This is a genomic window from Blastomonas sp. 34TW (assembly GCF_059803595.1).
Genome location: NZ_JAPFGW010000014.1, coordinates 49826 through 70781, shown reverse-complemented (window position 1 = coordinate 70781; position 20956 = coordinate 49826). Strand labels below are relative to the sequence as shown.

Sequence of the window (20956 nt, the reverse complement as noted above, 5' to 3'; positions counted from 1 at the left end):
CATGGCTCGCTCCATCAAAAAAGGGCCGTTCTTCGACCTGTATCTGCTGAAGAAGGCAGAAGCGGCGCAGGACGCTGGCGGCCGTGCTCCGATCAAGACCTGGTCGCGTCGTTCGACGATCCTGCCGCAGTTCGTCGGCCTGACGTTCAACGTGTACAACGGCCACAAATTCATTCCCGTGGCGGTCAACGAAGACATGGTGGGTCACAAGCTGGGCGAATTCGCTCCGACCCGCACCTTCCCTGGCCACGCTGCTGACAAGAAGGGCAAGCGCTAATGGGCAAGGCAAAATCTCCGCGCCGCGTGGGCGAAAATGAGGCGTTGGCCGTCGGCACCACCATCCGTGGTTCGGCGCAGAAGCTCAACCTCGTGGCTGCCCTGATCCGTGGCAAGAAGGCCGAAGAGGCGATGAACATCCTGTCCTTCTCGAAGAAGGCCATGGCTGTCGACGCCAAGAAGGTCCTCGCGTCGGCTATTGCCAACGCGGAAAACAACCACAACCTCGATGTCGACGCGCTGGTCGTCGCTGAAGCGAGCGTTGGCAAGGCGATCACGATGAAGCGGTTCATGACCCGTGCACGTGGCCGTTCCAGCCGCATCGTGAAGCCGTTCAGCCGCCTGCGCATCGTCGTGCGCGAACAAGAGGAAGCGTAAGCCATGGGTCACAAGAGCAATCCGATTGGCCTGCGTCTGCAGATCAACCGCACCTGGGACAGCCGCTGGTTCGCCGAAGGTCGCGATTATGCGCGTCTGCTCAAGGAAGATATCGAGCTGCGCAAGTACATCATGAAGACGCTGCCCCAGGCCGCGATCTCCAAGGTGGTCATCGAGCGCCCGGCCAAGCTGTGCCGCGTCTCGATCTACGCTGCTCGTCCCGGTGTCATCATCGGCAAGAAGGGCGCGGACATCGAGAAGCTGCGCAAGACGCTGGAAGGTCTGATCGAAGGTGGTGAGGTCAAGCTCAACATCGTCGAGATCCGCAAGCCCGAAATCGACGCCAAGCTCGTCGCGCAGGGCATTGCCGACCAGCTGATCCGCCGCGTTGCCTTCCGTCGTGCGATGAAGCGCGCGATGCAGTCGGCGATGCGTCTGGGCGCAGAAGGCATCAAGGTGATGTGCGGCGGCCGTCTCGGCGGCGCCGAAATCGCCCGCACCGAGCAGTATCGCGAAGGCCGCGTTCCGCTGCACACGCTGCGTGCCAATGTCGACTATGCCGAAGCCGAGGCGCTGACCGCGTACGGCATCATCGGCATCAAGTGCTGGATCTTCAAGGGGGAAATCCTTGGTCACGATCCGATGGCGCAGGACCGGCTGATGATGGAAGCGCAGACTTCCGGCGTCCGCCCGGCCCGCTGAGCCCAGAACAGACAGACAAGGTAGAGCATCATGCTGCAACCGAAGAAAATGAAGTTCCGCAAGGCTTTCAAGGGCCGGATCAGCGGCAATGCGCCGGGCGGAACCAGCCTCAATTTCGGGTCGTACGGCCTGAAGGCGCTGGAGCCCGAGCGGATTACCGCGCGCCAGATCGAAGCCGCCCGTCGTGCGATCACGCGTCACATCAAGCGTCAGGGACGTTTGTGGATCCGCGTGTTCCCCGACGTGCCGGTGACCAAGAAGCCCGCCGAAGTCCGTCAGGGCAAGGGCAAGGGTTCGGTCGAATATTGGGCAGCCCGCGTGAAGCCCGGCCGCATCCTGTTCGAACTGGATGGCGTCCCCGGTCCGATCGCCGCCGTGGCGTTCGAGCGTGCAGCGATGAAGCTGCCGATCAAGACCAGGGTCGTGGCGCGCCTGGGCGATACGTCGCACCTGGGAGGTGAGTGATGAGCAAGATATTTGAAGACCTTCAGCAGAAGACCGACGATCAGCTGACCGCTGAACTGGGCGCGCTGAAGAAGGAAGCGTTCAACCTGCGCTTCCAGGCCGCGACCAACCAGCTGGAGCGTCCCGCACGCGTCCGCGAAGTGCGTCGCACGATTGCCCGCATCAAGACCCTGCAGAGCGAGCGCGCTCGCACTGCAGCCAAGTAAGGAGGCCGATATGCCGAAACGAGTTCTGACCGGAACGGTGGTCTCCGACAAGGGCGACAAGACCGTGGTGGTGAATGTCGAGCGCAAGGTGAAGCACCCGCTGTACGGGAAGATCATCCGTCGTTCGAAAAAGTATCACGCGCATGACGAGAACAACAGCTTCAAGGAAGGCGAAACCGTCCGCATCGAGGAGACGGCTCCGATTTCCAAGCTGAAGACCTGGAAGGTGCTGGATCGGGTGAACACCCACAAGGCGCCCGAAGCTTCGAGCGAAGCGTAAGCCATTAGGAACTGCCGGACCGGTTCCGGCAAGCCAGACAAGAAGGAAACGGATCCATGATCCAGATGCAATCCAATCTTGATGTCGCTGACAACAGTGGCGCGAAGCGCGTCCAGTGCATCAAGGTTCTCGGCGGATCGAAGCGTCGCTTCGCCGGCGTAGGCGACATCATCGTCGTCTCCGTCAAGGAAGCCGCTCCGCGCGGCCGCGTGAAAAAGGGTGACGTGCACCGCGCCGTCATCGTGCGCACCGCCAAGGACGTGCGCCGCGCCGACGGCAGCGTCATCCGCTTCGACAGCAACGCTGCCGTGCTCATCAACAAGAACGATGAGCCCATCGGCACCCGTATTTTTGGCCCGGTGGTCCGTGAGCTGCGCGCGCGCAAGCACATGAAGATCATCTCGCTGGCTCCGGAGGTGCTGTAATCATGGCGAGCGCTAAGATCAAAAAGGGTGACAAGGTCGTCGTCCTGTCCGGCAAGGACAAGGGCCGCAACGGTACCGTCACCAAGGTGATGCCGAAGGACGACAAGGTCGTCGTTTCGGGCCTGAACGTGATGGTCCGCCATCGCAAGCCGAGCCAGGCGAACCCCCAGGGTGGCCTGGACCGCGTCGAGGCTCCGCTGCACATTTCCAAGGTCGCCGTGGCCGATCCGAAGACCGGTGCGCCCACGCGCGTCCGCTTCGAGACCGTCGACGGCAAGAAGGTCCGCGTGGCCGTGAAGTCCGGGGAGAAGATCGATGGCTGATAAGTACGTGCCCCGTCTGCGTCAGCGCTATGACGACGTCATCGCCAAGGCGATGCAGGAAAAGTTCGGCTACAAGAACCCGATGCAGGTTCCCAAGCTGGAAAAGATCACCATCAACATGGGTGTCGGCGAAGGCAGCCAGGACAAGAAGAAGGTGACCACCGCCGCTGCTGAAATGGAGCTGATCGCTGGCCAGAAGCCCGTGATCACCAAGGCGCGCAAGTCGATCGCCCAGTTCAAGCTGCGCGAAGGCATGCCGATCGGCTGCAAGGTGACCCTGCGCAAGGAGCGCATGTACGAGTTTCTCGATCGTCTGGTGACGATCGCGATGCCGCGCATCCGCGACTTCCGCGGCCTGAACCCCAAGAGCTTCGACGGTCGTGGCAACTATGCCATGGGCCTGAAGGAGCAGATCATTTTCCCCGAAATCAGCTACGATCAGATCGACGCTGTGCGTGGAATGGACATCATCGTGACCACGACCGCCAAGACGGACGATGAAGCGCGCGAACTGCTGCGCCTCTTCGGCTTCCCGTTCCCGGTTGAGGAAACCCAGGAAAAGGCGGCGGCTTGATTGCCTACCGTCTCGCATTTTAGAAAGGCGAGAACTTAAGTCATGGCGAAACTGAGTTCCATCAACAAGAACGAGCGTCGCAAGAAGATGGTCAAGCAATATGCTGGCCGTTATGCGCGTCTCCGTGCGAAGGCAGAAGACACCAGCCTGGATGAGACCGAGCGTCTGATCGCCCGGCTGAAGATGGCCGAGCTGCCCCGCAACGCGAACCCCACGCGCGTGCGCAACCGTTGCAACACCACCGGTCGTCCGCGCGCTTATTACCGCAAGTTCGGGCTCTGCCGTATCGAGCTGCGTGATCTGGCCAACAAGGGCCTGATCCCGGGCGTTACGAAGTCCAGCTGGTAAGGATTTGATGATATGGCAATGACCGATCCTCTGGGCGATATGCTCACCCGCATCCGCAATGGCCAGCAGGCCAGGAAGGACAGCGTGATGTCGCCGGCGTCGAACCTGCGCGCCCGCGTTCTCGACGTGCTGCAGCGCGAAGGCTATATCCGCGGATATAGCGAGGAGCTGCTGGGCCGCCACAAGGGCCTGCGCATCGAGCTGAAGTATTTCGAGGGCCAGCCCGCGATCAAGCATGTCGCGCGCGTGTCCAAGCCTGGCCGCCGCGTCTATTCGGGTTCCAAGGAACTGCCGATCGTGCGCAACGGCCTTGGCATCACCATCGTATCCACCCCCCGCGGTGTTCTGTCCGACGCTGAAGCGCGCGAACAGAATGTCGGCGGCGAGGTGCTGGCGGAGGTATTCTGATATGAGCCGCATTGGTAAAAAGCCTGTGGCAATTCCCGCAGGCGTCACCGCCACCATGGGCGATGGTGTCATCACCATGAAGGGCCCCAAGGGCGAACTGTCGATGCCGACCGTTCCCGACATCACCTATGACCTCACCGATGGTGAGCTGTCGGTGAAGCCGGCCAACGGCACCCGTCGCGCTCGCGCGTTCTGGGGCATGCAGCGCACGCTGGTGCAGAACCTGGTGGTCGGCGTGACCGAAGGTTTCACCAAGACGCTGAACATCACCGGCGTCGGCTATCGTGCCAACGTGCAGGGCAGCAACCTCAAGCTGCAGCTCGGCTACAGCCATGACGTCGATTTCGCCATCCCCGATGGCATCGACATCAAGACCCCGGACCAGACCACCATCCACATCTCGGGCAGCGATCGCCAGAAGGTGGGCCAGGTGGCTGCCGAGATCCGTCGCTGGCGCAAGCCGGAGCCCTACAAGGGCAAGGGTATCAAATATGCGGGCGAGTTTATCTTCCGCAAGGAAGGGAAGAAGAAGTAAGCCATGGCGAAGCTCTCTTTGTTCGATCGTCGCCGTCAGCGCGTCCGCACTTCGCTGCGGGCCCGGGCAGGTGGACGTCCCCGTCTTTCGGTGCATCGCACCGGCAAGCACATCTACGCGCAGATCATCGATGACGCCGCCGGCAAGACGCTGGCTTCGGCATCGACGCTGACCAAGGGCAGCAAGGGCACCGGCGCGACCGTCGCCGATGCGATTGCCGTTGGCAAGAAGATCGCGGAGGCCGGCAAGCAGGCCGGTGTCACCACCGTTGTCTTCGACCGTGGCGGTTTCATTTTTCATGGCCGGGTCAAGGCCCTGGCCGATGCCGCTCGCGAAGGCGGTCTGGAGTTTTAAGCGATGGCAGATGAACTGAACAACGCAGAAGGCGGCACCGACGGCTTCCCCCAGGGTGAGCAGCGTCAGGGCCGTGGTGGTCGCGGTCGCGGCCGTGGCGGCAACGATCGTGGCGGCGAGCGCGGTGGCCGTGGCCGTCGCGACGATCGCAACAAGCGCGATGAAGAGCAGGGCGAAGAGCTGATCGAGAAGCTCGTCCACATCAACCGCGTGTCGAAGACCGTCAAGGGCGGCAAGCGCTTCGGTTTCGCGGCGCTGGTCGTGGTCGGCGACGGTCAGGGTCGTGCGGGCTTCGGCCATGGCAAGGCACGCGAAGTGCCTGAAGCCATCAGCAAGGCGACCGCCGCTGCCAAGAAGAAGATGATCCGCGTCCCGCTCAAGGAAGGCCGCACGCTGCACCATGATGGCAAGGGCCATTTCGGTGCCGGCAAGGTGACGCTGCGCAGCGCGCCCCAGGGTACCGGCATCATCGCCGGTGGTCCGATGCGCGCCGTGTTCGAAAGCCTGGGCGTGGCCGACGTTGTGACCAAGTCCAACGGCACCTCGAACCCCTATAACATGATCCGCGCGACCTTCGAGGCGCTCGGCGAACAGACCAGCCCCAAGTCGGTGGCAGCGCGTCGTGGCAAGAAGGTTGCCGACCTGCTGGGCCGTGGCGGAGCATCGGCTGCTGTCGCCGAGGTCGAAGCCGCCGCGATCACGGAGTAATCGACATGGCAACCATCAAGGTAAAGCAGACCGGATCGCCGATCCGTCGCCCGGAATCGCAGCGCAAGGTGCTGGCTGGCCTGGGCCTCGGCAAGATGAACCGCGTGGTGGAACACACGGACACGCCCGAAATTCGCGGCATGATCCAGAAGGTCCGTCACATGGTGACCATCGTCGACTGATCTCACTAGCCCTCTCCCCTGAAGGGGAGAGGGTTGGGAGAGGGGACTTGCGTTGACGTCTGCCCCTCTCTACTGCGCCTAGCCAGCACGCTGGCAAGGCTGCGTATCTCTCCCCTGAAGGGGAGAGAGTTTTTATTTGGCGCGAACAAAGCGAAAGCGAGTGCAACCATGAAACTGAACGAAATCAACGACAACAAGGGCGCCCGCAAGGGCCGTATGCGCGTTGGACGCGGCATCGGTTCGGGCAAGGGCAAGACCAGCGGTCGCGGCCAGAAGGGCCAGACCAGCCGCTCGGGCGTGTCGATCGCCGGATTTGAAGGCGGCCAGATGCCGCTCCACATGCGCATTCCGAAGCGCGGCTTCAACAATCCGTTCGGCAAGGACTTTGACATCGTCAACCTGGGCATGATCCAGAAGTTCATCGATGCCGGCAAGCTCGCCACCGATGGCACTGTCGATCAGGCTGCGCTGCGCGCTGCCGGTCTGTCGCGCGGCGGCAAGGATGGCGTGCGTCTGCTCGCCAAGGGCGAACTGACCGCCAAGGTGACCTTCGCGGTGGCCGGCGCGTCGAAATCGGCGGTCGAAGCCATCGAAAAGGCCGGCGGCAAGGTCGAAATCATCGCTCCGCGCGAGCCCTATCGCAAGCCGGAACGCGAAAAGAAAGCCTGACCTCGAAGGTCGGCTTGTCAAGCACGCCCCGCCTCCCGATATGGTGAGCGCGGGGCGTCTTGCTTGAAGCGCCCCAAGGCGGTATCGCTGCGCTCTGTTGTCGCTGGGGCGGACAGGCGCGGGGGCTTAGGCGCTTCGGACAGAATTTTCGGCCACGCGCCAGCATGGGCGCTCAATGGGCCGCTTTTTGGGATACAGGTTTCATGGCATCACGGGCCGACAATCTGGCTAGCAATTTCAGCCTGGCGAAATTCAGCCAGGCGACCGATCTGAAGAACCGCATCTGGTTCACCATCGGTGCTCTCATCATCTTTCGCCTGCTGAGCTATGTTCCGCTCCCCGGCGTCGATCCCACCGCGCTTGCCGCGCTGTATCAGCAGACCAAGGGCGGCGTTCTCGACATCTTCAACACGTTCTCGGGTGGTTCGCTAGAGCGCATGAGCCTGATCGCGCTCGGCGTGATGCCGTACATCACTGCCTCGATCGTCGTGCAGCTCGCCGCCTCGCTCTCGCCGCAGCTCGCCGCGATCAAGAAGGAAGGCGAGTCGGGCCGCAAGAAGCTCAATCAGTACACGCGCTACGGCACCGTGTTCCTCACCGCCATGCAGGGCTATTTCATCGCCGTGGGCCTCGAATCCTATGCCGGTGCCAGCGGCATCCAGGCGGTGATCGATCCGGGCATCATGTTCCGCGTCGGCGCGGTGATCAGCCTTGTCGGCGGCACCATGTTCCTGATGTGGCTGGGCGAACAGATTACCGCGCGCGGCATCGGCAACGGCATTTCGCTGATCATCATGGCGGGCATCGTCGCGCAGATGCCCGTGTTCGGCGCACAGCTGTTCGAAGGCGGCCGCACCGGTTCGATCTCGCCCTTTGCCATCGTCACCATGATCGCGATGATCGTCGGCCTGGTGCTGCTGATCAGCTTCATGGAGCGCGCGCAGCGCCGTGTGCTGATCCAGTATCCCAAGCGCGCGACGCAGCGCGGCGTGATGCAGGCCGATCGCAGCCACCTGCCGCTCAAGATCAATACCGCCGGTGTGATCCCGCCGATCTTCGCCTCGTCCCTGCTGCTGATGCCGCTGACGATCACGCAGTTCGCGGGCAATTCGGTCGATCCCAATTCGACCGCCGGTGGCGTGCTCCAGACGCTCAACCAGTATCTGGCGCACGGCCAGCCGCTGTACATGACGCTCTATGCGCTCGGCATCATCTTCTTCTGCTTCTTCTACACTGCCGTGGTGTTCAACCCGGAAGAGACGTCGGAGAATCTCAAGAAGAATGGCGGATTCATCCCCGGCATCCGTCCCGGCAAGAACACCGCGACCTATCTGGATTATGTGCTCACCCGCATCACGGTGGTCGGCGCGGCTTATCTGACCTTTGTCTGCGTGCTGCCCGAATATGTGATCGCGCAGACCGGCATTCCGCTGTTCTTCCTGGGCGGTACCAGCCTGCTGATCGTCGTCAACGTGACCGTCGATACGATCACCCAGATCCAGAGCCATCTGCTGGCGCATCAATATGCCGACCTGATCAAGAAGGCGAAGCTGAAGGGACGCTTGCGCTAAGCGCGGTGTTTGAGGATAGTCGGGGCCGGGCACAACCGGCCCGTTGGGGGATGGATTACCCATGAATATCATTCTTTTGGGCCCTCCGGGCGCGGGTAAGGGCACCCAGGCCCAGCGTCTGGTCGACGAACGCGGCATGAAGCAGCTGTCGACCGGCGACATGCTGCGCGCGGCGGTCAAGGCGGGCACGCCGATCGGGCTCAAGGCCAAGGCGGTGATGGAGGCAGGCGAGCTCGTTTCCGACGAGATCGTCTCCGGCATAATCGGCGATGCGCTCGACGAGCTGTCGCCCGAGACCGGCATTATCTTCGACGGCTATCCGCGCACCGCGGCCCAGGCCGAATCGCTCGACGAGATACTGGAAGCGCGTGGCCGCACCCTGCACCATGTGATCGAGCTCGAGGTGAACGAGGACGCGCTGGTCGATCGCATCACCGGCCGCTTCACCTGCGCCAATTGCGGCGAGGGTTATCACGACCGCTACAAGCTGCCCGCGAAAGAGGGCGTGTGCGACAAGTGTGGCTCGACCGAGTTCAAGCGCCGTCCCGACGATAACGAGGAAACCGTGCGCACGCGCATGGCTGAATATCGCGCCAAGACCGCACCGATCCTGCCGATCTACGAAGCGCGCAGCATCGTCAGCCGCGTCGACGGCATGGCGAGCATGGATGCCGTCGCCGGTCAGATCTCAGACGTCTTGAACGGGTAAACTCGCCCGGATTGCAGCATCGCTACGTCAGCCCTCCCCCTCGATGGGGGAGGGTTGGGTGGGGGTGATCGCGCCGGATTGTACCCCGCTGTCATGGCCGCGCCGTTGCGCTCCGCCGCACCCACACCTGCACCGCTGCAACTTGGCTCCTTCGTGGCCAAGTCTCACTGCCTCTCCCATCGAGGGAGAGGCGGGGAGGGCTCACGGCCTGTTTTTCCCGGTGGTAGCCCGGTCATCAGCAGGGGCTGTGCAAGCCGCTGAACTGCCAGTATAATCTGGACCCGCGGGGGCAGGAGATCGAACGATGAACACCACGACTGCGCACAATGCCCGATTCACGCCGCGCCAGATGGCGTGGTCCCTCGCGGCCGCGTTGCTCGTGGCGCCTGCCATCGCGATGCTGTTCACGCGTGAGGTGAACTGGGGCGCCGAGGATTTTGCCGCGTTGGCGCTTTTGATTGGGGTTGGCGGTCTCGCGGTTGAGCTGGCCATGCGATTTGGTCGCAAGCCGGTACACCGGGCGATGCTGCTTGCGGCAATTGCACTTGCCTTGCTGCTCGTCTGGGCTGAACTGGCGGTGGGCATCCTGCCCGGTTGAGGGAGCATTTCTTGATGAAAAGGTTGACCGTGGTTCTCCCGCTGGCGCTGCTGGCCGCGTGCAGCAGCGAGCCTGCCAAGCAGGATGAGCTGGTGACGCTCGACGGTGGGGCAACCGCCGTGCAAGGCACGGTGTCGGCCTCTGCAGGTGGCACGACGCCTGCTCCGGCGACCGGCGTGCAGGCGGTCGACGCCGAGGGATCGAAGCTTGAACCGCTGCTCTCCAGCGCGATCGGTGAGGCAGGGCTGGAGACCGGAGCGTGCCGGTTCAGCCCGGCCCAGGGCGCGCTGCCGGTGCTGGTTGCCAGCAAGACCGGCGGCAAGGCGATGGTCTCGGTCGGTGGCAGGACGGTGCAGCTCGCGCCGTCCGGCCCGGTTCAGCATACCGGGGGCAGCTTTGCGGGCGAGGGCGTGACGCTGATGGTCTCGGCCGCGGGCAAGGAGGCAGCGGGCAGCGCGGCGAGCATGCAGGTCAGTGACAGCGACGGACCGGCCTTTGCTTACAAGGACGGGTACTGGGCCTGCAACTGAGCGCGGGCGCGCTCAGTCCTCGATCGGTGCTTCGGGGTTGCGGACCTTGATCAGGCCGTTGCTGCGCAGCGTCATCACCGGCTCGTCATTCTGGTTGAAGATGACGAGATCGGACTTGAACAGCCCCATGTCCGGACGGTTCTTTGACCGGCGCTTCTCGATGATCGTGGTCTCGATGCGCAGGGTGTCGCCCGGATAGACGGGCTTGACCCAGCGCAGATTGTCCATGCCGGGCGATCCCAGACCCGCCTGGCGGGTGGTCTTCATGTTCTCGACCAGCATCGCCATCATCATTGCGCAGGTATGCCAGCCGCTCGCCGAGAGCCGCCCGAAATGCGTCTGTGCCGCCGCCTCGTCGTCGAGATGGAAGGGCTGCGGATCGTATTTGCGCGCGAACTCGATCACCTCCTCGCGGGTGACGTCATAATGGCCGAATTTCGAAGTCGAGCCGACTTCCAGGTCTTCATAATGGATCATGGACATGAGTTTTGATGCGCAACCTTGTATTTGCAAGCAAAATCAGCGGGCGAGCAGCGGGGCGAGCGTCGCTGCATTGCCGTCCGAGGGCAGGGGAGCGATCCCGGTCAGTGCCGCGAGCAGCGGATAGACATCGACATTGTCGAACACAGGGAGGTTCGCCGTCGGGCGGATCGAGGGGCCGAAAGCCATGAACAGTGCATGCATGTCCGCATTGGCCGGATCATAGCCATGTGCGCCGCCCTTGACCGGCCAGGATGGCGGGCCGGACAGGATGGTCCAGCCGATCTCGGCAACGCAGATGATCGCGGCGACGCGCGGGTTCTTGCCATAATGCAGATGCTGAGGGAGCTGCTCCTTGCGATGGCAGGCCATATGGTCGTGCGGCTTCAGCAGTGCCTGATAGACGCGGTCGTCAGTGCCTGCCGCCGGTTCGATCGCGGCATAGGGCCCGGCTTCGACCGCGATATAGCTGGCGCGGTCGATCAGGTCATCGAGCTGGATCACGCGGGTTTCGGCGGTCTCGGCCATGCCATGGTCGGCGGTGATGACGACATTGGCGCGCACGCCCAGAGCCTCGACCCCGCGCACCAGATCGCCGATGCGCGCATCGACCTCGGCAATCGCGGCGTCGAGCTCGGGCGAGCGGCCCGGGCCGAACCGGTGTCCGGCGGTATCTACCGTATCGAAATACATGGTGACGAGGCGCGGACGGATGGCGGCGGGGCGGCGTATCCAGTCGAGCACGGTGTTCACGCGCTGCGCGTTGCCAATCGCCTGGTCGAAGCGCAGCCAGTCGCTTGGACGCCTGTCGCTATGCGCGACCTCGCTGCCGGGCCAGAACATCGTCGCGGTGCGCACGCCCGCCTTTTCGGCGGTGATCCAGACCGGCTCGGCCTCGGCCCACCAGAACGGGTCGAGCGCCTGGCGCGCATCGCCCATGCTGAACATCTGGTCGGGGCGGACGGGGTCGATCATCAGGTTGCCGACAATGCCGTTGCGGTCGTGGCGCTTGCCGGTGACGATGGTATAATGGTTGGGAAAGGTCTTGCTGGGGAAGCTCGGCCGCATGGCGGCTGCGACGCCACGTTTGGCAAAGTCGGAGAGGTTCGGTGTCAGGCCGCGCTCGAGATAGTCGGGGCGCATCCCGTCGATCGAGATCAGGATGGTGACCGGCGGGTCGGGCTCCTGCGCGGCGGCGGGGCTGATGAGCGCCAGCGCGAGCAGCGCTGCGACCAGCCGCGCGATCATGCCGACAGCCCGATCATCCGCGCGCCGGGGGTGCCGTGCGCAATCTCTGCCGTCGCGCGGCGCTTGATGCTGTTCTGACGCACCGACACCTTGTCGACCACCTGGAAATGGGCGAGCCAGGCATCGGGTGTCACCTCGCAGACCACATAGCCGCGCTGGTCGTTGAGGAACTTGAGCTCCGGATTGTTCTTCATCATCTGCTCGCTGCCATAGCGCAGATCCGATCCGTCGCCGCCGCTGCTGATCGAGGTGGCGACGATCTCGGTGCCCACGACCTTGTCCTGATGGACCAGATCGCCGACGAAATTCTGGTGCTCGTCGCCGGTCAGCACCACCACATTGCCGAGACCCGCCATCCGGCCGAGCATCCGCTGGCGCGGCACCTCATAGGCGGCCCAGCTGTCCATATTGGCGATGCGGGTATCCTCGTTCGCCGCGCGGCGGCGGTCGAGGCTCATCATCATGATCTGCTGCGCCAGGCAGTTCCATCGCGCGGTGTTGCGCTTGAGGTTGCGCGCGAGCCATTCCTCCTGCTCCGCGCCCAGCACCTGCGCGGTTTTGTCGCCCACGCCCTCGCAGATCGGCTTGAAGCCGTCGTCGCACGCCTGGTCGCTGCGATAGGAGCGCGTATCGAGCAACTGCAGCTCGGCCAGGTTGCCGAAGCGCGCGGTGCGGTGGAAGGTGCCGCTGCCGAAGCGCGGCATGTTGGCGCGGCGGATCGGCATATGCTCGTACCAGGCCTGGAGCGCGGCGGCGCGGCGCAGTTCGAAGGCATCGGCGGGAACGTCAGCATTCTCGCTGATCCCGGCGACCCAGTTATTCTCCACCTCATGATCGTCGAACGTCGGGAAGAAGCTGTGCATCGCGTGCGCGCGCTGCAGGTCGGTATCGGTCTTGGTCTGCGCATAGCGCAGGCGATAGTCGCCGATATCGAACAGCTCCTGGCCCAGATGCTGGCGCACCGGCACCTGCAGCCCGCCGCCGAAATAGTTCGCGCGCGTCGGACTGCCGCGATATTCGTAGATATAGTCGCCATAATGGAAGACGAAATCGAGTTCCTCGCGCGCGAGGTGATTGTACGCACCGTAATAGCCGTCCTCGAAATTCTGGCAGCCCACGACACCGAATTTCAGCCGATCGACCGCCGCCTGGGCGAGCGGCAGGGTGCGCGCGCGGCCGGCAAAGCTGCGCTCGCCGCCTGCGGTGAAGCGGTACCAATAGGGGCGCTGCGGCTGCAGCCCCGAAACCTCGACATGCACGCTGTGCGCGGTCTCGGGCCGGGCTATCACCTGGCCCCTGGCGACGATGGTGGCGAAACGGTCGTCGCTCGCCACTTCCCAGTCGACCGGCATCGGTGCCATCGCCATGCCGCCATGCGCCTCGAACGGTTCGGGCGCGAGCCGGGTCCAGATCACGAATCCGTCGGGCGAGGGGTCGCCCGAGGCGATGCCCAGCGCGAAGGGGAAGGTGCGGAACACGCTCACCGACTGCGCCCTGAGGATGCCGGGCGCTGCCAGGCTGAGCGGCGCGGCGGCGAGGAACAGGCGGCGTGAGAGCATGGATCATGGTCCTTCGAGGGGCGGCGGCCTTGCGCCGCCATGCCCGGATTATCTGACAGGCCGGTGACGGATCAGACGTTGAACTTGAAGTGCAGCACGTCGCCGTCCTGCACGACATATTCCTTGCCCTCCTGGCGCAGCTTGCCGGCATCGCGCGCGCCCGCCTCGCCGTTCAGCGCGATATAATCGTCATAGGCGATGGTTTCGGCGCGGATGAAACCGCGTTCGAAATCGCTGTGGATCTCGCCTGCGGCCTGCGGGGCCTTGGAGCCGACCTCGACCGTCCAGGCGCGCGCTTCCTTGGGGCCGACGGTGAAGAAGGTGATGAGGTGGAGCAGATCGTATCCGGCGCGGATGACGCGGGCGAGGCCGGTCTCCTCGAGGCCGAGGTCCGACAGGAATTCCATCCGTCCGTCATGGTCCATGCCGACCAGCTCGGATTCGATCGCGGCGGAGACCACGACAGCTTCCGCGCCCTCGGCCTTCGCCTTTTCGAACACGCGCGCGCTGAACGCGTTGCCGGTCGCCGCGCTGCCTTCGTCGACATTGCAGACATAGAGCACGGGCTTGGAGGTGAGCAGCTGCGCCTGCGCGAGCACGCGGGCTTCTTCGTCATCGGCAGGCTCGGTCAGCCGCGCGGGCTTGCCTTCGCGCAGCAGCTCGAGCGCCTTGCCGAGCACCGACGCGCCGATCTTCGATTCCTTGTCGCCCTGCTGCCCGCGCTTGACCAGACCGGGGACGCGCTTCTCCAGGCTCTCGAGATCGGCGAGCAGAAGCTCGGTCTCGACCGTCTCGGCATCCGAGATCGGATCGACCTTGTTCTCGACATGCTGGATGTCGTCATCCTCGAAGCAGCGCAGCACGTGGACGATGGCATCGACCTCGCGGATATTGCCGAGAAACTGGTTGCCCAGGCCCTCGCCCTTGGATGCGCCGCGCACCAGGCCCGCGATATCGACAAAGGCGAGCTGGGTCGGAATGATCTTCTGGCTGCCCGCGATCGCGGCCAGCTTGTCGAGACGCGGATCGGGCACCGCGACATTGCCGACATTGGGCTCGATCGTGCAGAACGGATAGTTCGCCGCCTGCGCCGCCTGCGTCTCGGTCAGCGCGTTGAACAGCGTGGACTTGCCGACATTCGGCAGCCCGACAATACCGCATTTGAAACCCATGATTTTCCCAGCCTGAAAGTGTTTGTCGGCGCCTGCGCCGATCCTGGCTGCGCCCTAGCGCCATTGCCGGGGCAATTCCAGTGCCTCCGCTCAGCCGATTTCGTGCACTGCCTTGACCCAGGGGCCATAGGGGGAGCCGCCCAGCATCTGGACCTGCACCTTCGCAGAAACCTCGTTGATCGCCTCTTGCGGCTTGGGACCGGGATGCACAGCGCGGCGCAGGGGACGCTGGCCGGCGGGCAGCGCCATGATCTCGGCGATGGCGCGGGGCACATCCATCGGATCGGCCGAGCGACCGCTGCCATCCTCCGTGCCCATGCGCGCCACCACCGCCGGATAGGCCGCCGCGCGCACGGCATCGAGCCGCGCCTTGAGCGCGCCGGTATAGCGGTTGCGGTTGCGCCAGACATCGGTGGGATAGCCGCCCGGTTCGATGATCGTCACGTCTATGCCATGCGGCACCAGCTCATAGGCCATCTGCTCGCTCAAGGCTTCGAGCGCGAACTTGGTCGCGGAATAATGCCCGCCATTGGGGACGATCACCCGGCCGAGCTCCGAGGAGATGTTGACGATCAGGCCCCGCTTGGCCTTGCGCATCGCGGGCAGCGCCGCGCGGGCGACGCGCTGGGCACCGAACACGTTGGTGTCGAAGATCAGCTTCGTTGCCTCCATGTCCTGCAATTCGACCGGGCCGGTAATGCCGATCCCGGCATTGTTGATGACGACATCAAGCGCGCCACCGGCTTGCGCCTCGGCTTCGAGCACGGCCCTCGCGACCATGGCCTCCGAAAGGACATCGAGTTCGAGCACGGTGATGTCCAGCTTTTCGGTCTCCGCCGCGTTGAGCAGTTCGCTGGCCTGGGGGCGGGGCAGGTTGCGCATGGTCGCGAAGACCTTCGCACCGGCGCGCGCATAATACAGTGCGCCGAGAAAGCCGAAGCCGGTGGCGGCGCCGGTGATGAGAATGGACTTGCCCTTGAGATCGGGGGCTACCGTCGCCTGCGCGGCGACACGAGGCGCAAACGCCGCCATTCCGGCAAGAGCGCTACCGCCAAGCACGTCGCGGCGATGGGGAAATTCGGCCATGGCTGTCACTCCTGAAAGACTGCGGCCGCCAGCATCGCAAAACCTGCTGGCGGCCGCAAATGTTTCAGGGACTTGGGCGTTCCTGTTACGGTTAACCCTCAGCCCGCAGCGCAAGATTGCGGAACGATCAGTTGCCCACCGGCTGCTTGTCGGTGCGCGTCACCACGATGGTCGACGAGCGCGGCTTTTCGCCGGCGATCGGCCAATTGCCTGTCGGGTGCTGGATGTTGATGAAAAAGTCGGTGAGGCTGGGCGTATAGGCGATGCCGGTAATCTCGCAGCCGAGCGGACCGACCAGGAAGCGCTTGGACTGCTTCGTGCGCTGATCGACATGGAACATCGCATTGTGCCCGAACGCCTGGTCGATGGTCACGCCGCTGACGCCCGATGTGCCGGGGACCGAGTGGTCGGTCTGTACCCAGAGGCGGCCCTGCGGATCGATGCGGATGCCGTCGGGGCTGGAGAAGGTGTCGCCGTTGATATTGCCGACGAGGTTCTCGCCGCCCGGACGCAGCGCCGGATCGCCCGCCAGCAGGAACAGTTCCCAGGTGAAGGTGGTGGCGAGCGGCGAATCGCCCGATTCGCGCATCTTGAGGATATGGCCGTGGCGGTTGGTGACGCGCGGGTTGGTGGCATCGGTGACGCGGCGACCCGAATTGTTGGTCAGCGCGACGAAGATCGCGGTGTTGTCGGGCGCGACGGTGATCCATTCAGGGCGGTCCATCACGGTGCCGCCGGCGACGCGAGCGGCCGATTTGGTGTTGATCAGCACATCGGCCTGGTTGCGGAAATCGACGACGGTCGGGGTCGGTGGCGTGGTCGACTGGCTGACATTGCCGGGATCGCGTGCACCCACAACCAGGCCGTTCTGACCCTGCTGCAGCAGACGCCATTCGCCGGTGCCGTCCGCGTTGAAGCGCGCAACGAACAGCTGACCGAAATCGAGCATGTCGATATTCGCCGCGCGGTTCGTGGCGCTGAACGCGCGTTCGCAGACGAACTTGTAGATGCAGCCCGGGGTCGCATCGTCACCCATGTAGAAGGCGACGCGGCGATCGGCATTGGCCATGAACGCGGTGTTCTCATGGTCGAACCGGCCCATCGCGGTGCGCTTGGTCGGCTGGGCGAGCTCCTGGAACGGATCGATCTCGACCACCCAGCCATAGTCAGTCGCAGGCTGGCTCGGGTCGAAATAATTGTCCGTGGTTTCCTCGCAGGTGAGATAGGTGTTCCACGGCGTGCGGCCGCTGGCGCAGTTGTTGAGCGTGCCCTTGATCGGGTTGCTCAGCAGCCCCGCCGCCGGACCGCCGACGCGATAGGCCGAGTTGCCGGTATAGCGCTTGTTGTAGCGCGAATTGGGCACGACCGACCATTTGCCGTCCGCGCCCTTGGCGATTTCCACCACGCCGACGCCGACCGCCGAGAGCGCGAGCTGGCGCTGCGCGGCGGTGGCCGATGCCGGGTTGCTGGTGACCGCAGCCACGTCTGCATCGCTCATCAGGATGTTGAAATCGGGATATTCGAAGTTCACCGCCAGCACGCCTGACGTGTTGGCATCGGTGTTGGGAATGGCGAACAGCTCCATGCCGTCATGGTTGCCGCCGGCCCATTTCTCGGCCTGGCCGGGAGTGGGGAAGGAGCCGTTGAAGGCTGCAACGCCGGGCTCGATCAGATCGCCCGCCTTGAGCAGCACGGCGGTCTCATATCCGGTGGGCACGGTGACGCGGTCGTTCTGGTTGGCCGGGACCGAGTTGAACGTGACCGAGAAGCTTGGGGCAGGGGCCGGGGTCGGTGTCGGCGTCGGTGCGGTTCCGGTATTGGGGGGCAGCGTGACATTGTTGCCCGCGCCATTGCCGTCACCGCCACAGCTTGCGACCATCGGCGCCAGCGCCAGGCCGAACAGGCCGTTCACCAGGATCTTGCGGCGCGACGGATTGGCCGCGACGATCGCTTCCAGGCTGTTGGGATCGTCATGGTCGGCATTTTCGATGCGATAGGGCGCGCGCGCCGCGTCGGTCAGGTGAGACAAGGTGATTCCCCCGAAAAATCATGGTGTTGATGCCGCGTTCAGCCCCGCGCTGATGCGGCGTGCGCGTGTGTTGCCCGAATTGCGCGCGATCGTGATGGCGGCGCGATGACAGGTCGAAGAAAGCTGTGCGTCACGAACAAGACATCGTTTCGGGGGCAATTTGCCGCTCCCCCAAGGACTTGTCTCAGGACCCGTCCGCACACATCTGCGCGAGCATGAAAGCCTTTTGGACTGTTGACGATCTCGCGCGCGATCTGGCGGCGCTGGGCCTGGGGCAGGGCGATATCGTGCTGGGTCATGCCGGTCTGCGCAGCATCGGGCCGATGATCGCGGGGCCGGATACGCTGATCGCGGCGCTGCGCCAGGTGGTGGGGGCCGAGGGCACGATCATGGCCTATGCCGACTGGCAGGGCGCCCCCGAAGCGGCTTGCGACGAGGAAGGGCACATACTGCCCGAATGGCGCGATCATGTGCGGCCGTTCGATCCCGCCGCATCGCGCGCGATCCGCGACAATGGCGCGTTTCCCGAGTTCCTGCGCACCACGCCCGGTGCGCTGCGCAGTGTCAGCCCCGGTCCTTCGATGGTCGCGCTGGGGGCGAAGGCCGCATGGCTGATCGATCCGCACCCGCTCGATTATGGCTATGGCCCCGGCACCCCGCTGGCGCGGCTGGTCGAGGCAGGCGGCAAGGTCGTGATGATCGGCGCGCCGTGGGAGACGATGACGCTGCTCCACCATGCCGAACATCTCGCCGATATTCCGGGCAAGCGCTTGGTGCGCTGGGACGTGCCGTTCTTGGAGGACGGGCGGACGGTGTGGCGCACGGTCGAGGAGTTCGACACCGGCAATCCGGTGGTTGATGGGCTGGACGACGACTATTTCGACGAAGTGGTACGCGATTTCGTCACGGCGGGCGGCGGACGGCAGGGCAAGGTCGGCGCGGCCGATGCGCTGCTGGTCGATGCGCCCGCGATGACGCGCTTTGCGGTCGAGTGGCTCGAGCGCCGCTTCTAGCCGCGCCGCGCCGCGAGCAGACCGATGCCGAGCCACAGGCCGAGCGGGAAGCTCATGCCTGCGCCGACCAGCGGAACTGGGAACCAGCCGAAGATCGGCGCGGCGCAGGCGACTGCGATATAGAGCGCGAGCGCGCGCGCGGCGACATCGTCCAGCCGCAGCGCGAAAAGAATCGCGGGGATGGCCGCCAGGCTCGCTACGGCGGCCCAGGCGAGTGCAGGCGCGGACGCATGCGCAAGCTGGATGATCTGCTCGACCTCCGGCACGGGTTGAAGCGGATCGGCGCGCAGCAGCGACAGCGCGGCGATTCCGAACAGGCAGAGCGCCGTGACCAAAGCGGAGATGCGCTTGTCGGTGACCAGGATGGCAAAACCAGCAAGCGCGAGCGCGAACGCCTGCGACGCATCGGGCTGCAGCGCGAGGATCGCGGCGAGCAGCGTCGCGATGATCGGCACCAGCCGGTGCCGCGCGCCGAGCCGCGCCATCGCGACGATCGCGGCGGGCAGGACGAGCGCGGCGATGTTGACGAACAGTGGCCCAGCGGCGAGCCAGCGATGCACGCCCTGCTGATCCGGGCCGACCAGCGTCGTCGCCACCAGCGCCAGCGCGCCAAGCGCAATGCCGATCCAGGCCCTGGACGAGGGCGCGGTCCGCGCGATCGCGAAGGCCGCGCCGCCGCCAAGCACCCAGGCGATGACATTGGGGATCCAGCGCATCTGCGGCGTTCCGCTCAGCACCATCGCCGCGATGCCGCAGCCGGTCGCGATCAGCGACAGCAGGGCGAAAAGGGCGAGCAGCCGGGTATCGCTGCGAGCGGCAAGGCTCATCCCTGCTGCCTCATCGCGACATCGTTCATGAAGCGCACGTCGTCGTCCTGCGTCAGCCAGCCGGCTTCCGCGCCGATCGCGCCGAGCATGTCGGTGAGGTCATCGAGTTCGGTCTTGGCGAAATTGCCGAGCACATGGCCCGTCACCCGGTCCTTGTTGCCGGGATGGCCGATGCCGATCCGCACGCGGCGGAATTCGGGGCCGATATGCTGGTCGGCCGAGCGCAGGCCGTTATGCCCGGCGGTGCCGCCGCCGCGCTTCACCTTGACCTTGAACGGGGCAAGGTCGAGCTCGTCGTGAAATATGGTGACGTCCTGCGGTTCGAGCTTGAAGAAGCGCATCGCCTCGCCGATCGCCTGACCGGACTTGTTCATGAAGGTCGCTGGCTTGAGCAGCAGCAGCTTCTGGTGGCCCAGACGGCCTTCCTGCGCCCAGCCCTGAAAGCGGCGCTTGGGCGGCTCGAAACCGTGCATGTCGGCGATGATGTCGATCGCCATGAACCCGACATTGTGCCGGTGCAGGGCATATTCGGGGCCGGGATTGCCCAGGCCAACCCAGATTTGCATGGAACCACTCCCTTTGGTTCAGGGAGGGGCGGGGAGAGGGGCATCGTGCCAGCCTCTCGACATTCCCCTCTCCCAACCCTCTCCCCCAAGGGGGAGAGGGCGAGAAAGATGGATTACTCGCCAGCCGGCGTTTCGTTGTCGCCTTCGCTCGACTTCAGCGCCGAGGGAGCAACGATGGTGGCGATGGTGAAATCGCGGTCGGTGATCGCCGAGGTCGCGCCCTTGGGCAGCTTGACCGCAGAGATGTGGATCGAATCGCCGACATCGGTGCCGGTGACGTCGATCTCGATCTCGTCGGGGATGTTGGTCGCGTCGCAGACCAGTTCCAGCTCGTGACGCACGACGTTGAGCACGCCACCGCGCTTCAGGCCGGGCGAGGCTTCTTCGTTGACGAACACGACGGGCACGGCGACTTCAACGGTCGCGCCCTTGGCGATACGCAGGAAATCGACATGGATCGCGCGGTCGCTGACCGGGTGGAACGCCACGTCCTTGGGCAGGGTGACGATCGTCTTGCCATCGACTTCGATCTCGACGATCGAGTTCATGAAATGGCCGGTGCCGAGCAGCTTGTTCAGCGCGCGCTCTTCGACATGGATCGTTTCCGGATCCTTCTTGTCGCCGTAAATGACGGCGGGTACACGGCCTTCGCGGCGGAGTGCACGGGAGGCTCCCTTGCCTGCCCGATCACGCAGCTGGGCCGACAGGGTAAGCGTATCGCTCATAAACTGTCTC

Annotated in this window: 30 protein-coding genes; 21 read left to right on the top strand and 9 right to left on the bottom strand. The window is 64.5% G+C overall.

Features of this window, described 5'->3' with window-relative positions; translation table 11 throughout:
- Window position 1 precedes the first annotated feature (1 nt).
- The 20 genes from rpsS to OPU69_RS16545 all read left to right on the top strand — a co-directional run bounded on the left by rpsS (window position 2) and on the right by OPU69_RS16545 (window position 10241).
- A complete protein-coding gene (rpsS, locus tag OPU69_RS16640; RefSeq protein ID WP_023837785.1) occupies window positions 2–277 on the top strand; it encodes a 30S ribosomal protein S19 in 276 nt (91 codons plus the stop codon).
- Window positions 277–654 carry a 50S ribosomal protein L22 gene (gene rplV / locus OPU69_RS16635; RefSeq protein WP_060979874.1) on the top strand — a complete coding sequence of 126 codons (378 nt, stop codon included), beginning with the start codon at window positions 277–279 and terminating at the stop codon, window positions 652–654. The genes rpsS and rplV overlap by 1 nt, the downstream gene beginning before the upstream one ends.
- A 3-nt stretch (window positions 655–657) precedes the next feature.
- Complete coding sequence (gene rpsC, locus OPU69_RS16630) at window positions 658–1356, top strand: 30S ribosomal protein S3 (RefSeq protein WP_023837783.1); 699 nt, start codon at window positions 658–660, stop codon at window positions 1354–1356.
- Between the two features lie 30 nt (window positions 1357–1386).
- Window positions 1387–1821: a 50S ribosomal protein L16 gene (gene rplP / locus OPU69_RS16625; protein ID WP_498512568.1), complete on the top strand. Its 435-nt coding sequence runs from the start codon at window positions 1387–1389 to the stop codon at window positions 1819–1821.
- A complete protein-coding gene (gene rpmC / locus OPU69_RS16620) occupies window positions 1821–2027 on the top strand; it encodes a 50S ribosomal protein L29 (RefSeq protein ID WP_060979875.1) in 207 nt (68 codons plus the stop codon). Before rplP ends, rpmC begins: the two co-directional genes overlap by 1 nt.
- 10 nt (window positions 2028–2037) lie before the next feature.
- The gene (gene rpsQ / locus OPU69_RS16615; protein ID WP_023837780.1) at window positions 2038–2307 is read left to right on the top strand and encodes a 30S ribosomal protein S17; all 270 of its coding nucleotides are present in this window, start codon (window positions 2038–2040) and stop codon (window positions 2305–2307) included.
- A gap of 56 nt (window positions 2308–2363) precedes the next feature.
- Entirely contained in the window at window positions 2364–2732 is a 369-nt protein-coding gene (gene rplN / locus OPU69_RS16610; protein WP_023837779.1) for a 50S ribosomal protein L14, read from the top strand.
- Window positions 2733–2734: 2 nt separating this feature from the next.
- Window positions 2735–3055: a 50S ribosomal protein L24 gene (gene rplX, locus OPU69_RS16605; RefSeq protein ID WP_023837778.1), complete on the top strand. Its 321-nt coding sequence runs from the start codon at window positions 2735–2737 to the stop codon at window positions 3053–3055.
- Window positions 3048–3629, top strand: coding sequence for a 50S ribosomal protein L5 (gene rplE, locus OPU69_RS16600; protein ID WP_034515879.1), 582 nt, complete (start codon window positions 3048–3050; stop codon window positions 3627–3629). The genes rplX and rplE overlap by 8 nt, the downstream gene beginning before the upstream one ends.
- A gap of 42 nt (window positions 3630–3671) precedes the next feature.
- Window positions 3672–3977, top strand: a complete 306-nt coding sequence (gene rpsN / locus OPU69_RS16595) for a 30S ribosomal protein S14 (RefSeq protein WP_023837776.1) — start codon at window positions 3672–3674, stop codon at window positions 3975–3977.
- A gap of 12 nt (window positions 3978–3989) precedes the next feature.
- Window positions 3990–4385, top strand: coding sequence for a 30S ribosomal protein S8 (rpsH, locus tag OPU69_RS16590; RefSeq protein ID WP_060979876.1), 396 nt, complete (start codon window positions 3990–3992; stop codon window positions 4383–4385).
- A 1-nt stretch (window position 4386) separates the two neighbouring features.
- Window positions 4387–4920 (top strand): 50S ribosomal protein L6, encoded by a 534-nt coding sequence (gene rplF / locus OPU69_RS16585; RefSeq protein WP_031318019.1) that lies wholly within the window; start codon window positions 4387–4389, stop codon window positions 4918–4920.
- 3 nt (window positions 4921–4923) lie between these two features.
- Window positions 4924–5274 (top strand): 50S ribosomal protein L18, encoded by a 351-nt coding sequence (gene rplR, locus OPU69_RS16580; protein WP_060979877.1) that lies wholly within the window; start codon window positions 4924–4926, stop codon window positions 5272–5274.
- Between the two features lie 3 nt (window positions 5275–5277).
- Window positions 5278–5982 (top strand): 30S ribosomal protein S5, encoded by a 705-nt coding sequence (rpsE, locus tag OPU69_RS16575; RefSeq protein ID WP_060979878.1) that lies wholly within the window; start codon window positions 5278–5280, stop codon window positions 5980–5982.
- A gap of 5 nt (window positions 5983–5987) precedes the next feature.
- Window positions 5988–6164: a 50S ribosomal protein L30 gene (gene rpmD, locus OPU69_RS16570; RefSeq protein WP_023837771.1), complete on the top strand. Its 177-nt coding sequence runs from the start codon at window positions 5988–5990 to the stop codon at window positions 6162–6164.
- Window positions 6165–6332: 168 nt separating this feature from the next.
- Complete coding sequence (gene rplO, locus OPU69_RS16565; protein WP_060979879.1) at window positions 6333–6833, top strand: 50S ribosomal protein L15; 501 nt, start codon at window positions 6333–6335, stop codon at window positions 6831–6833.
- A 203-nt stretch (window positions 6834–7036) separates the two neighbouring features.
- On the top strand, window positions 7037–8404 hold the full coding sequence (gene secY, locus OPU69_RS16560) for a preprotein translocase subunit SecY (protein ID WP_066114867.1): 1368 nt from the start codon (window positions 7037–7039) through the stop codon (window positions 8402–8404).
- A gap of 61 nt (window positions 8405–8465) precedes the next feature.
- On the top strand, window positions 8466–9113 hold the full coding sequence (locus OPU69_RS16555) for an adenylate kinase (protein ID WP_060979881.1): 648 nt from the start codon (window positions 8466–8468) through the stop codon (window positions 9111–9113).
- A 304-nt stretch (window positions 9114–9417) separates the two neighbouring features.
- On the top strand, window positions 9418–9711 hold the full coding sequence (locus OPU69_RS16550) for a hypothetical protein (protein WP_498512561.1): 294 nt from the start codon (window positions 9418–9420) through the stop codon (window positions 9709–9711).
- A 14-nt stretch (window positions 9712–9725) separates the two neighbouring features.
- Window positions 9726–10241 (top strand): DUF6692 family protein, encoded by a 516-nt coding sequence (locus OPU69_RS16545; protein ID WP_060979882.1) that lies wholly within the window; start codon window positions 9726–9728, stop codon window positions 10239–10241.
- 12 nt (window positions 10242–10253) lie between these two features.
- On the opposite strand, the gene OPU69_RS16540 is transcribed toward OPU69_RS16545, so the two are convergent.
- The 6 genes from OPU69_RS16540 to OPU69_RS16515 all read right to left on the bottom strand — a co-directional run bounded on the left by OPU69_RS16540 (window position 10254) and on the right by OPU69_RS16515 (window position 17815).
- Window positions 10254–10718 (bottom strand): MaoC family dehydratase, encoded by a 465-nt coding sequence (locus tag OPU69_RS16540; protein WP_060979908.1) that lies wholly within the window; start codon window positions 10716–10718, stop codon window positions 10254–10256.
- A 42-nt stretch (window positions 10719–10760) separates the two neighbouring features.
- Window positions 10761–11969: an alkaline phosphatase family protein gene (locus OPU69_RS16535; RefSeq protein ID WP_498512559.1), complete on the bottom strand. Its 1209-nt coding sequence runs from the start codon at window positions 11967–11969 to the stop codon at window positions 10761–10763.
- Window positions 11966–13528 (bottom strand): alkaline phosphatase D family protein, encoded by a 1563-nt coding sequence (locus OPU69_RS16530; RefSeq protein WP_498512557.1) that lies wholly within the window; start codon window positions 13526–13528, stop codon window positions 11966–11968. Before OPU69_RS16530 ends, OPU69_RS16535 begins: the two co-directional genes overlap by 4 nt.
- 71 nt (window positions 13529–13599) lie before the next feature.
- Window positions 13600–14700 carry a redox-regulated ATPase YchF gene (gene ychF / locus OPU69_RS16525; RefSeq protein WP_498512555.1) on the bottom strand — a complete coding sequence of 367 codons (1101 nt, stop codon included), beginning with the start codon at window positions 14698–14700 and terminating at the stop codon, window positions 13600–13602.
- Window positions 14701–14790: 90 nt separating this feature from the next.
- Window positions 14791–15786 (bottom strand): SDR family oxidoreductase, encoded by a 996-nt coding sequence (locus tag OPU69_RS16520; protein ID WP_498512553.1) that lies wholly within the window; start codon window positions 15784–15786, stop codon window positions 14791–14793.
- Window positions 15787–15913: 127 nt separating this feature from the next.
- Complete coding sequence (locus tag OPU69_RS16515) at window positions 15914–17815, bottom strand: PhoX family protein (RefSeq protein WP_498512551.1); 1902 nt, start codon at window positions 17813–17815, stop codon at window positions 15914–15916.
- 215 nt (window positions 17816–18030) lie between these two features.
- Between OPU69_RS16515 and aac(3) the strand changes: the two genes are divergently transcribed.
- A complete protein-coding gene (gene aac(3) / locus OPU69_RS16510; protein ID WP_498512549.1) occupies window positions 18031–18828 on the top strand; it encodes an aminoglycoside 3-N-acetyltransferase in 798 nt (265 codons plus the stop codon).
- Here aac(3) and OPU69_RS16505 read toward each other — a convergent pair.
- From OPU69_RS16505 to OPU69_RS16495, 3 genes are all read right to left on the bottom strand, one after another.
- Window positions 18825–19655 (bottom strand): hypothetical protein, encoded by an 831-nt coding sequence (locus OPU69_RS16505; protein ID WP_498512547.1) that lies wholly within the window; start codon window positions 19653–19655, stop codon window positions 18825–18827. The two genes, aac(3) and OPU69_RS16505, sit on opposite strands and share 4 nt — an antisense overlap.
- Window positions 19652–20221: an aminoacyl-tRNA hydrolase gene (gene pth / locus OPU69_RS16500; protein WP_498512545.1), complete on the bottom strand. Its 570-nt coding sequence runs from the start codon at window positions 20219–20221 to the stop codon at window positions 19652–19654. Before pth ends, OPU69_RS16505 begins: the two co-directional genes overlap by 4 nt.
- 113 nt (window positions 20222–20334) lie before the next feature.
- Window positions 20335–20946 carry a 50S ribosomal protein L25/general stress protein Ctc gene (locus OPU69_RS16495; RefSeq protein ID WP_060979890.1) on the bottom strand — a complete coding sequence of 204 codons (612 nt, stop codon included), beginning with the start codon at window positions 20944–20946 and terminating at the stop codon, window positions 20335–20337.
- Between the last annotated feature and the right edge of the window lie 10 nt (window positions 20947–20956).